Source organism: Streptomyces poriticola (assembly GCF_036689765.1).
Taxonomy (GTDB): domain Bacteria; phylum Actinomycetota; class Actinomycetes; order Streptomycetales; family Streptomycetaceae; genus Streptomyces; species Streptomyces poriticola.
In genome coordinates this window covers 118,227-129,755 of record NZ_JBAGKH010000003.1, presented here as the reverse complement: position 1 = coordinate 129,755, position 11,529 = coordinate 118,227, and the positions used below count along the sequence as shown (strand labels likewise).

Annotated in this window: 7 protein-coding genes; 4 read left to right on the top strand and 3 right to left on the bottom strand. The window is 72.5% G+C overall.

Annotation, left to right across the window (positions count from 1 at the left end):
- Positions 1-21: 21 nt before the first annotated feature.
- Positions 22-513: a DUF485 domain-containing protein gene (locus V5O46_RS05650; protein ID WP_332883314.1), complete on the bottom strand. Its 492-nt coding sequence runs from the start codon at positions 511-513 to the stop codon at positions 22-24.
- 360 nt (positions 514-873) lie between these two features.
- Here V5O46_RS05650 and V5O46_RS05645 point away from each other — a divergent pair, with 360 nt between their 5' ends.
- Positions 874-1,596: a Type 1 glutamine amidotransferase-like domain-containing protein gene (locus V5O46_RS05645; protein WP_332883313.1), complete on the top strand. Its 723-nt coding sequence runs from the start codon at positions 874-876 to the stop codon at positions 1,594-1,596.
- A 12-nt stretch (positions 1,597-1,608) separates the two neighbouring features.
- Here V5O46_RS05645 and V5O46_RS05640 read toward each other — a convergent pair whose 3' ends face one another.
- The gene (locus V5O46_RS05640) at positions 1,609-3,120 is read right to left on the bottom strand and encodes an MFS transporter (protein WP_332883312.1); all 1,512 of its coding nucleotides are present in this window, start codon (positions 3,118-3,120) and stop codon (positions 1,609-1,611) included.
- A 580-nt stretch (positions 3,121-3,700) separates the two neighbouring features.
- Here V5O46_RS05640 and V5O46_RS05635 point away from each other — a divergent pair.
- The 3 genes from V5O46_RS05635 (at position 3,701) to mfd (ending at position 11,168) form a co-directional block, all read left to right on the top strand.
- Positions 3,701-4,489, top strand: a complete 789-nt coding sequence (locus tag V5O46_RS05635; RefSeq protein ID WP_332883311.1) for an ABC transporter ATP-binding protein — start codon at positions 3,701-3,703, stop codon at positions 4,487-4,489.
- Positions 4,486-7,050, top strand: coding sequence for an ABC transporter permease (locus V5O46_RS05630; protein ID WP_332883310.1), 2,565 nt, complete (start codon positions 4,486-4,488; stop codon positions 7,048-7,050). Before V5O46_RS05635 ends, V5O46_RS05630 begins: the two co-directional genes overlap by 4 nt.
- Positions 7,051-7,634: 584 nt before the next feature.
- A complete protein-coding gene (gene mfd / locus V5O46_RS05625; protein ID WP_332883309.1) occupies positions 7,635-11,168 on the top strand; it encodes a transcription-repair coupling factor in 3,534 nt (1,177 codons plus the stop codon).
- A gap of 151 nt (positions 11,169-11,319) precedes the next feature.
- Here mfd and V5O46_RS05620 read toward each other — a convergent pair whose 3' ends face one another.
- On the bottom strand, positions 11,320-11,511 hold the full coding sequence (locus V5O46_RS05620; RefSeq protein WP_332883308.1) for an antitoxin: 192 nt from the start codon (positions 11,509-11,511) through the stop codon (positions 11,320-11,322).
- Positions 11,512-11,529: the final 18 nt, after the last annotated feature.

Below are 11,529 nucleotides of genomic sequence, written 5' to 3'. Positions count from 1 at the left end.
GGGCGTTGCCGCTGAACTCGCTCACAGGGCCGCCTCCCGCCGGGCGTCGAGTTCGGCCTCCTTGCGGATGCGGTCCGCTAGCGGGTCCACATGACGGCGTGCGGTGTGCTCGTAGAGGGCGATGGCCAGCCAGGTGACGGGCAGTTGGAGCAGGGCGAGCAGCAGGCCGGTGGGGATGCCGTCGGTGATGCTTCCGGTCATGAAGCCGGGGGCGAACGCGGACAGGAACAGGAAGAGGGTGAAGTAGCCGAGCGCGGTGAGGGTGGCGGTGCGGCGCTGCCAGCGGTAGGCGCTGCGCAGGATCCGCAGGTCGCTGTGGTGGCCGAGCGGCGGCCGTCGCGGTGCGCGGGGTCCTGCGGGGCCGGGGTCCGGCTCGGGGGTGGCGGGCCGCCAGGGATAGGTGGGGTAGGACGGGGAGGAGTCCTGGCGGGGGGACGGGTGGTGCGGCGGTGTGGGCGGTGGTGGGTACGACGGCTTCGCCGACGGGGGCGGCGAGTAGGGGTCGTAGGACATCCCGGTGCTCCTTGCGCGGCTGGGGTCCCGTGTGGTGGACCGCAGGGAGGTTTGGGGGTGGCGGCCACGCACGCTACTCGCCGGTCGGGGCGGGCGCACTGTTTTGGCCAAACTGATCGGTCGGTATGTCGCGCATGGTCGATCATGAGGGTTACCTGCGTCGACGACGGGCGCGTGCGGCCGGGCGTGGCGGGTGCGGGGCGTAAAGCGTTTGCCGCCGCGGGAGGTTCCGCGGCACCGTTCACGGCACCTGCCGCCGCCCGGCCACGTCGGGCCGCGACCCGCCGGGCGACCCGCCGGGCGACCTGCCGGGTGGCCCGCCCCGTCGCCCCGTCGCCCCGTCGCCGAGGAGGAACCTCCGTGTCCGCAGCCCCCGTACGCCGCCACCGTCTGGCCCTGCTCGGCGGGGGCTTCTCCACGGACCCCGACGGGCTGCTGGACGACTGGCTGCTCGGCCACGCCCGTACCGCCCGCCCGAAGGTGTGCTTCCTGCCCACCGCCAGCGGCGACGACCCCGGGTACGTCGAGCGGTTCCTGGAGGCGTTCCGGCCGCGGGACTGCGTGCCGTCCGTGCTGCCGCTGTTCCGGCGCGAACTCGGCGCCGCCGAACTGCGCACGTTCCTGCTCGCCCAGGACGTGGTCTACGTCGGCGGCGGCAGCACCGCCAACCTGCTGGCGGTCTGGCGCGCCCACGGCGTCGACCGGCTGCTGTGCGAGGCGTACGACGGCGGAACCCTGCTGTGCGGGATCAGTGCGGGCGCCAACTGCTGGGCCGAGGGCTCGCACACCGACTCCTTCGGCCCGCTGACGCATCTGCCGGACGGGCTCGGCCTGCTGCCGGGCTCGGTGTGCCCGCACTACGACGGTGAACCGGGCCGCCGCCCGTCCTACCGGGCGGCGGTGGCGGACGGGGCCCTGCCTGCCGGCTGGGCGCTGGAGGACGGCACCGGCGTCCTCTTCGAGGGCGGCCGGGCGGCGGAGGCGGTCACCCGGGTGCCGGGCGCGGCGGTGTACCGCGTCACGCCGGACGGAACCGGCGCCGCCGCCGAGCGGCCGCTGCCCGCCCGGCGGCTGGCCCGGTGACCGGCGGGTGGTTCACTCCGGGCGGACGGGGAACTTCCGGGGCGCCAGCACCAGCAGGACCAGGAACGCGAGGGCCGCCGCACCCGCCGCGCCGAGGTACACCGTGTGGACGGCGTCGGCGATGGCGCGCCGCAGGGACTCGCCGGCCGCGCCGGAGTCCAGCGCCCGGGTCACCGAGTCCAGGTCGCCCGCACCGCCGAGCCGGGCCGCCAGCACTCCGTTGGCGACGGCGCCGAAGAGGGCCGCGCCGAGCGTCTGCCCGGTCTGCCGGCAGAACAGCACCGACGCGGTGGCCGTGCCCCGCTCCGCCCAGTCGACGGTGGACTGCACGCCGACGATGAGCGGGAGCTGGAACAGGCCCAGCGCGGCGCCGAGCAGCAGCATCAGCAGCATCGGCTGCCAGGCCTCGCCCGGGTAGGGCAGCAGCGGGAAGGCGGCCAGGACCAGGGCCGCGGTGCCGATGCCCAGCATCGCGGTGTTGCGGAAGCCGATCCTGCGGTACACGTGCTGGCTCAGTGCCGCGGACACCGGCCAGCTCAGGGTCCACACCGACAGCACGAAGCCGGCGGCGACGGGGGCCAGGCCCAGTACCGACTGGGCGTACGTCGGCAGGAACACGGTCGGCGCCACCATCAGCAGGCCCAGCGCGCCGAGGGCCAGGTTGACCGCGGCGATGGTCCGCCGCCGCCACACCCAGCCGGGCATGATCGGTTCGGCGGCCCGGCGTTCGATCACCACGACGACCGCCAGCAGTGCCAGCCCCGTACCGAACAGTGCCAGCGACGGCGCGGACAGCCACGGCCAGGCCACCCCGCCCTGCACCAGCGCGGTGAGCAGCACACCGCCGCACGCGAACACGGCGAGGGCGCCGCCCCAGTCGACACGCGCGCGCGTACCGGATGCGGAGGCGGGTGCGGACTCCCGCTGCGGTTCGTGCAGATGACGGACGATCAGCCACAGGGCGACGGCGCCGATCGGCAGGTTGATCAGGAAGATCCAGCGCCAGTCGGCGTACGCGGCGAGCACGCCGCCGACGCCCGGCCCGGCCACCGCCGACATCGCCCACACCGTGGACAGCCTGGCCTGGATCTTCGGCCGGTCCTTGAGCGGGTACAGATCGGCGGCGAGGGTCTGCACCGTGCCCTGCAGTGCCCCGCCGCCCAGTCCCTGCACCACACGGAACGCGATCAGGGCGCCCATGTTCCAGGCCAGCGCGCACAGCAGGGAACCCAGCAGGAACACCGAGGCGCCCGCGATCAGCACCGGCTTGCGGCCGAAGGTGTCGGAGAGCTTGCCGTAGACCGGCAGGGTGACCGTGACGGCGAGCAGGTACCCGGAGAACAGCCACGAGAAGACCGAGAACCCGCCGAGGTCCCCGACGATCTGCGGCACGGCGGTGGAGACGATGGTCGCGTCCAGCGCCGCCAGCGCCATCGCGAGCATCAACGCCGCGACGACGGCCCCACGCCGCCGGGTCCCGCCGGCCCGCCCGGCCTCACGCACCACAGAGCTGGTACTCCCCACCAGGCCGCCCTCCCGATCGTTTCCCGCTGCATCCACTTGCCCCGGGACAGCTTCCCACTTGATCGTTGTCATGTTCAGTGGGGCGGGGGTGGCGGTCTGAGGCCGGCCCTACGGCAGGGCGGGCTTGACCCTCACGTCGGGTGAGGGTGGAGGCTCAATGGGACCGGAGGCGGAGGCCGGCCCCGAGAGCGGTCCACCGAAGGGTGGAGTGCCCCTAGGGGGACCTCCTTACTACGGGTCGGGGAGGGTTCGTACCGGCGGAGGACGAGACCGGGCCGGTGCGTCCTTAACCTGGCTTTACGCCGCTGGGGCGGAACGCCGGAGGGGTGGGGGTGGGGTTTTCCCCCGGCAGAAGACGGTGCCCGGCACCAGCGCGTCCGTGCGGCGGTTCGACCAGACTCGACGGCGGACCGGCGAGGACCGCGCGGGCCGGACCGGCACGGGTCGGACCGGCACGGGTCGGACCGGCACGGGCCGGTCCGGTCGCGTACGGTCCGGTCGCGTACCGGCCTCGTATCCGCTGACGCTCGTCCGCCGGAACCGGCGGCTCACTGACGAACACCTACCTAGGAGACTTGCCATGACATCGGCCGTGACCATTCCCCGACACGGGAACACCGGCGGGAGTACGGCCGTTGCCGCGCGGGCGCGGCAGGTCGTGAAGGCGTACGGGGCCGGGGAGACCCGTGTCGTCGCCCTCGACCACGTCGACGTGGACATCACCCGCGGACAGTTCACCGCGATCATGGGCCCCTCGGGGTCCGGCAAGTCCACGCTGATGCACTGCCTGGCCGGCCTGGACACCGTGACCTCCGGTCGGATCTTCCTCGACGAGACCGAGATCACCGGGCTGAAGGACAAGAAGCTCACCCAGCTGCGCCGGGACCGGATCGGGTTCATCTTCCAGGCGTTCAACCTGCTGCCGACCCTGAACGCGCTGGAGAACATCACGCTGCCCATGGACATCGCCGGCCGCAGGCCCGACAAGGACTGGCTGGAGAGGGTGGTGGACACCGTCGGGCTCGCCGGGCGGCTCAAGCACCGGCCCGCCCAGCTGTCCGGCGGCCAGCAGCAGCGGGTGGCGGTCGCCCGGGCGCTGGCGGCCCGGCCCGAGATCATCTTCGGTGACGAGCCCACCGGGAACCTCGACTCCCGCGCGGGCGCCGAAGTCCTGGGCTTCCTGCGCACCTCCGTCGACGAGCTGGGCCAGACCATCGTGATGGTCACCCACGACCCGGTCGCCGCCGGCTACGCGGACCGGGTTCTGTACCTCGCCGACGGCCGCATAGTCGACGAGATGCTCAAGCCGACCGCGGAGTCCGTGCTCGACCGCATGAAGGACTTCGACGCCCGGGGGCGCACGTCATGACCGTCCTGAAGACCTCGATGCGCAACTTCTTCGCGCACAAGGGGCGCATGGCGCTCTCGGCGGTGGCGGTGCTGCTGTCGGTGGCGTTCGTGTGCGGCACGCTGGTGTTCACCGACACGATGAACACGACGTTCGACAAGCTCTTCGCGGTCACCACCTCCGACGTCACCGTCAGCCCGAAGAACGCCGAGACCGACGAGACCCCGCAGAACGGCGTACCGGAGTCGGTGCCGGCGGCCACGCTGGACCAGGTCCGCTCCGCCGAGGGCGTGCAGTCCGTCGAGGGTGCCGTCGTCTCGATGAACGTCACCGTCGTCGACAGCGACAACGACAACGTCGGCTCCACCACCGGCGCCCCGACCTTCGCGGGGAACTGGACCGACAACGACCTGCGGTCGATGGAGATCACCTCCGGCCACGCCCCGCGCGGGCCGACCGAGATGATGGTCGACGCCGACACCGCCGACAAGCACGGCCTGAAGCTCGGTGACGAACTGCGCACCATCGCCCAGACCGGCGACTTCACCGCGCAGATCGTCGGCATCGCCACCTTCAAGGTGACCAACCCCGGTGCCGCCGTCGTCTACTTCGACACGCCCACCGCGCAGACCGAACTGCTCGGCGCGCCGGACCGGTTCACCCAGCTCAACGTCACGGCCGCGGCCGGTGTCTCCGACACCCGGCTCAAGCAGAACATCGACCGGGTCCTCGACGGCGGCTTCAAGCTGCAGACCGCCGAGGAGGCCTCCGACGAGGCCCGCGCGGAGGTCGGCGAGTTCATGAACGTCATCCGGTACGCCATGCTCGGCTTCGCCGGGATCGCCTTCCTGGTCGGCGTCTTCCTGATCATCAACACCTTCTCGATGCTGGTCGCCCAGCGCACCCGCGAGATCGGCCTGATGCGGGCGATCGGCTCCTCCCGCCGGCAGGTCAACCGCTCCGTCCTGGTCGAGGCGCTGCTCCTCGGCGTCATCGGGTCGGTGCTGGGCGTCGCGGCCGGGGTCGGCGTCGCGGTCGGCCTGATGAAACTGATGTCCGCCGCGGGCATGAACCTGTCCACCGACGACCTCACCGTGAAGGCGACCACCCCGGTCGTCGGTGTCGTCCTCGGTGTCGTGGTCACCGTCCTCGCCGCGTATCTGCCGGCCCGCCGCGCCGGCAAGGTCTCCCCGATGGCCGCGCTGCGCGACGCCGGCACTCCGGCCGACGGCCGGTCCGGGTGGATCCGCGGAGCGATCGGCCTGGCGCTCACCGGCGCCGGCGCCGCGGCCCTCTACCTGGCCGGGACGTCGGACAAGGCCGCCGACGGCGCGCTGATGCTGGGCCTGGGCGTGGTGTTGTCCCTGATCGGCTTCGTCGTGATCGGCCCGCTGCTGGCCGGCGGCGTCGTACGGGTGATCAGCGCCGTTCTGCTGCGGGTCTTCGGCCCGGTGGGCCGGATGGCCGAGCGCAACGCCCTGCGCAACCCGCGCCGTACCGGCGCCACCGGCGCGGCCCTGATGATCGGCCTGGCCCTGGTCGCCTGCCTGTCGGTGGTCGGCTCCTCGATGGTCGCCTCCGCCACCAGCGAACTGGACAAGTCGGTCGGCGCGGACTTCATCGTCCAGGGCAACCAGCGGATCGTGCCGCAGGCCGAGAAGGCCATGCAGGACACGCCGGGACTGAAGCACGTCACCCGGTACAAGATGCTCGACGCCACGCTCACCTCGCCCGACGGCAAGAAGGACGACGGCGGTGTCACGGCCGCCGACCCGACCTACGCCGAGGACCTGCGGCGCCCGGTCACGGCCGGCACGCTCGCCGACGCCTACGGCCCGGACGCCATGTCGGTCGGCTCGGACTACGCCGAGGAGCACGGGATCCGCGTCGGCGACACCGTCTCCGTCGCCTTCGACGGCGGCCGTACCGCGCAGCTGAAGGTCGCCGCGATCACCGACGACGACTCCGCCCTCGACCAGGGCGCGCGCTACCTGAGCATCGAGACGATGCGCAAGTACGTCCCGGCCGACCGGGTCCCGCCGAGCATGATGATGTTCGCCGAGGCCCAGGAAGGCCAGGAGGAGCAGGCGTACGCGGCGCTGAAGCAGTCGCTGGATCCGTACCCGCAGTACCAGGTGCGCGACCAGACCGACTACAAGGAGGAGCTGAAGGACCAGGTCGGTCAGTTGCTGAACATGGTCTACGGCCTGCTCGCCCTGGCGATCATCGTCGCGGTGCTGGGCGTGGTGAACACCCTGGCCCTGTCGGTGGTCGAGCGGACCCGGGAGATCGGGCTGATGCGGGCGATCGGGATGTCCCGCCGCCAGCTGCGCCGCATGATCCGCCTGGAGTCGGTGGTCATCGCCCTCTTCGGCGCCCTGCTGGGCCTGGGGCTGGGCATGGGCTGGGGCGCCACCGCGCAGAAGCTGCTCGCCCTGGAGGGCCTGAACGTCCTCGACATCCCGTGGCCGACGATCATCGGGGTGTTCATCGGCTCGGCCTTCGTCGGCCTGTTCGCCGCGCTGGTCCCGGCGTTCCGGGCGGGCCGGATGAACGTGCTGAACGCGATCGCGACGGAGTAGCCGGAAGCTCCGCGCGGGACCGCCGCGCGGAGCCTCCGTGCGGGCGACCGCCCACGGGGGCGGCGGGGGAGGGCCCGGTGCCGGGGAGTCCAGCGGGACGACCCGGCACCGGGCTCGTCGTCTTCCGCCCCGGTGTTCTCTGCGTTCCGGTGTCCTCCCGTTCCGGTGTCCTCCCCGGACGGCGTCGGACCGCTTCCGGACGGTGGTGGACGTCCGTCCCGGTGTCCTACGGCCGGGGGTGTCCCGGCCAGGTACCTCCCGGCCATGCGTAACCCCGCCATGCGCCTCCCGGGCAGACGCCGCCCGCGATGCGGTTCCCGGGCAGACGCCGTCCGGGCCGCCCGGTCCGGTTCCCGGCCGACCGCGCCGGGCGGTGGGCGGGCAGGCCAAGGGCTGCGGGGGGCGGGGCCCCGAGCAAGGGGGGCACCCCGGATGGGGTACCGCGGTGTCGGCCACCTCCGTATCCGGACGTTGTCCACAGCCCCCGGCGTCCACTCGCGCACCGTCGTACGCTGGACACCCCCGGCCCGCCCAGCGCGTCGGGCCTGTCGTGTTGTCCAGCCCCCCGGACGGAAATGCCCCCCATGAGCCTGCACGGTCTGCTCGACGCCGTCGTCAAGGATTCGGCCCTCGCGGAAGCGATTCCCGCGGCGGCCGACGGCCACCGCATGCACGTCGACCTGGTCGGCCCCCCTGCGGCCCGCCCCTTCGCGCTCGCCGCCCTGGCCCGCGAGACGGGCCGCACCGTGCTCGCCGTGACCGCGACCGGACGGGAGGCCGAGGACCTGGCGGCGGCCCTGCGCTCGCTGCTGCCGCCCGAGGGCGTGGTGGAGTACCCCTCCTGGGAGACCCTGCCGCACGAGCGGCTCAGCCCGCGCAGCGACACCGTCGGCCGCCGCCTGGCCGTGCTGCGCCGACTCGCCCACCCCAGCGGCGACGACCCCGGGACCGGCCCGGTCTCCGTCGTCGTCGCTCCCGTGCGCTCGGTGCTCCAGCCGCAGGTCAAGGGCCTGGGGGAGCTGGAGCCGGTGGCGCTGCGCACCGGTCGGAGCGCCGATCTGAACGCGGTCGTCGACGCCCTGGGCGCCGCTGCGTACGCGCGCGTGGAGCTGGTGGAGAAGCGCGGCGAGTTCGCGGTGCGCGGCGGCATCCTCGACGTGTTCCCGCCCACCGAGGAGCACCCCCTGCGGGTGGAGTTCTGGGGTGACGACGTCGAGGAGATCCGCTACTTCAAGGTCGCCGACCAGCGCTCCCTGGAGGTCGCCGAGCACGGACTGTGGGCGCCGCCCTGCCGCGAGCTGCTGCTGACGCAGGAGGTGCGCGACCGGGCCGCCGCACTCGCCGAACAGCACCCCGAGCTGGGCGAACTGCTCGGCAGGATCTCCGAGGGGATCGCGGTCGAGGGCATGGAGTCCCTGGCACCCGTGCTGGTCGACGACATGGAGCTGCTGCTGGACGTGCTGCCCGAGGGCGCCATGGCCGTGGTCTGCGACCCGGAGCGGGTGCGGACCCGCGCCGCCGACCTGGTCGCCACCAGCCAGGAGTTCCTCCAGGCGTCCTGGGCGGCCACCGCCGGGGGAGGGGAGGCTCCCATCGATGTCGGCGCGGCCTCCCTGTGGTCCATCGCGGACATCCGGGACCGGGCCCGCGAGCTGGGCATGATGTGGTGGTCGGTGTCGCCGTTCGCCGCCGACGCCGACCTCGACGAGGCCGACACCCTCAAGCTGGGCATGCACGCCCCCGAGACCTACCGCGGCGACACCGCGCGGGCGCTCGCCGACACCAAGGGCTGGCTCGCCGACGGCTGGCGCACCGTCTACGTCACCGAGGGCCACGGCCCGGCCGCCCGCACGGTCGAGGTGCTGGGCGGCGAGGGCATCGCCGCCCGCTTGGACGCGGACCTGGCCGAGCTGAGCCCCTCGGTCGTGCATGTGGCCTGCGGCTCCATCGACTACGGCTTCGTCGACCCGGCGCTCAGGCTCGCCGTGCTCACCGAGACCGATCTGTCCGGGCAGAAGGCCGCAGGCCGCGACGGCGCCCGGATGCCGGCCCGGCGCCGCAAGACCATCGACCCCCTCACCCTGGAGCCGGGCGACCACATCGTCCACGAGCAGCACGGCGTCGGCCGCTACATCGAGATGGTGCAGCGCACCGTGCAGGGCGCCACTCGCGAGTACCTGGTGGTGGAGTACGCCCCCGCCAAGCGCGGCCAGCCCGGCGACCGGCTGTACATCCCCACCGACCAGCTCGAGCAGATCACCAAGTACGTCGGCGGCGAGGCCCCCACGCTGCACCGCCTCGGCGGCGCCGACTGGACCAAGACCAAGGCCCGCGCGAAGAAGGCGGTCAAGGAGATCGCCGCCGACCTGATCAAGCTCTACAGCGCGCGGATGGCGGCCCCCGGCCACACCTTCGGCCCCGACACCCCCTGGCAGCGCGAGCTCGAGGACGCCTTCCCCTACGCGGAGACCCCCGACCAGCTCACCACCATCGCCGAGGTCAAGGAGGACATGGAGAAGTCGGTCCCGATGGACCGGCTGATCTGCGGCGACGTCGGCTACGGCAAGACGGAGATCGCCGTGCGCGCCGCCTTCAAGGCCGTCCAGGACGGCAAGCAGGTGGCGGTCCTGGTACCGACGACCCTGCTGGTGCAGCAGCACTTCGGGACGTTCGGCGAGCGGTACGCCCAGTTCCCGGTGAACGTCAGGGCGCTCTCCCGGTTCCAGACCGACACCGAGGCCAAGGCGGTCCTGGAGGGCCTGCGCGAGGGCTCGGTGGACATCGTCATCGGCACCCACCGGCTGTTCTCCTCGGAGACGAAGTTCAAGGACCTGGGCCTGGTCATCGTCGACGAGGAGCAGCGCTTCGGAGTGGAGCACAAGGAGCAGCTGAAGAAGCTCCGTGCCAATGTGGACGTGCTGACGATGTCCGCCACGCCCATCCCGCGCACCCTGGAGATGGCGGTCACCGGCATCCGCGAGATGTCCACGATCACCACCCCGCCGGAGGAGCGGCACCCGGTGCTCACCTTCGTCGGGCCGTACGAGGAGCGGCAGATCGGTGCGGCCGTGCGCCGCGAACTGCTGCGCGAGGGCCAGGTCTTCTACATCCACAACCGCGTCGAGTCGATCGACCGGGCAGCCGCCCGGCTGCGGGAGATCGTCCCCGAGGCGCGGATCGCCACCGCGCACGGCCAGATGTCGGAGCAGGCGCTGGAGCAGGTCGTCGTCGACTTCTGGGAGAAGAAGTTCGACGTGCTGGTCTCCACCACGATCGTCGAGTCCGGCATCGACATCTCCAACGCCAACACCCTGATCGTCGAGCGCGGCGACAACTTCGGCCTCAGCCAGTTGCACCAGCTGCGCGGCCGGGTCGGCCGCGGCCGCGAGCGGGGGTACGCCTACTTCCTGTACCCGCCGGAGAAGCCGCTGACCGAGACCGCGCACGAGCGGCTCGCCACCATCGCCCAGCACACCGAGATGGGCGCAGGCATGTACGTGGCGATGAAGGACCTGGAGATCCGCGGCGCCGGCAACCTCCTCGGCGGCGAGCAGTCCGGGCACATCGCCGGCGTCGGCTTCGACCTGTATGTGCGGATGGTGGGCGAGGCGGTCGCCGACTACCGGGCCTCCCTGGAGGGGGGCGCGGAGGAGGAGCCGCCGCTGGAGGTCAAGATCGAGCTCCCCGTCGACGCGCACGTCCCGCACGACTACGCCCCCGGCGAGCGGCTGCGCCTGCAGGCCTACCGTTCGATCGCCGCCGCCAACAGCGAGGAGGACATCGCGTCCGTGCGGGAGGAACTCACCGACCGCTACGGCAAGCTGCCGGAGCCGGTGGAGAACCTGCTGCTGGTGGCCGGGCTGCGGATGCTGGCGCGCGCGTGCGGGGCCGGCGAGATCGTGCTCCAGGGCAGCAGCATCCGGTTCGCGCCGGTGGAGTTGCGCGAGTCCCAGGAGCTGCGGCTCAAGCGGCTCTACCCGGGCAGTGTCATCAAGCCGGCCACGCACCAGGTGCTGGTACCGCGCCCGAAGACCGCGAAGGTCGGCGGCAGACCGCTGGTCGGCCGGGAACTGCTGGCCTGGGTGGGCGAGTTCCTGACGACGGTCCTGGGCTCGTGACGGCGGTGCCGACCGGGTCCGCGGGACGTGTGGGACGTGCGGGACGAGAAACCGTCCGCAGAGGGGACTCCGCGGACGGTCCGTGCCATCGGTGAGTGTCGTCGGTGGGTCCGGAGGCCGCCGACCGGTTCTCCGCCGGTTCCTCCGGCGCCTACTGCTGGTCCGGCCGGTCGCGCTGCTCGCCGCCCATGTCGAAGCGTTCCTCCGTCTTCTGCTGCGCGGTGTCGACCTGCTCCTCGTACTTTCCGCCGGTCCTCTCGTTGGCCTGCCGTTCCGCCGCGTCGGACGCCTGCTTGCCCTTTTCCTTCGCGCCGTGACTCTTGAACCTGTCGAAGATGCCCATGCAGAGGCTCCTTCCGGA

Bases quoted from the DNA above. Each gene is read 5' to 3' on its own strand.
- V5O46_RS05650 (WP_332883314.1), bottom strand. From the start codon at position 513: ATGTCCTACGACCCCTACTCGCCGCCCCCGTCGGCGAAGCCGTCGTAC.
- V5O46_RS05635 (WP_332883311.1), top strand. From the start codon at position 3,701: ATGACATCGGCCGTGACCATTCCCCGACACGGGAACACCGGCGGGAGT.
- V5O46_RS05630 (WP_332883310.1), top strand. From the start codon at position 4,486: ATGACCGTCCTGAAGACCTCGATGCGCAACTTCTTCGCGCACAAGGGG.
- mfd (WP_332883309.1), top strand. From the start codon at position 7,635: ATGAGCCTGCACGGTCTGCTCGACGCCGTCGTCAAGGATTCGGCCCTC.
- V5O46_RS05620 (WP_332883308.1), bottom strand. From the start codon at position 11,511: ATGGGCATCTTCGACAGGTTCAAGAGTCACGGCGCGAAGGAAAAGGGC.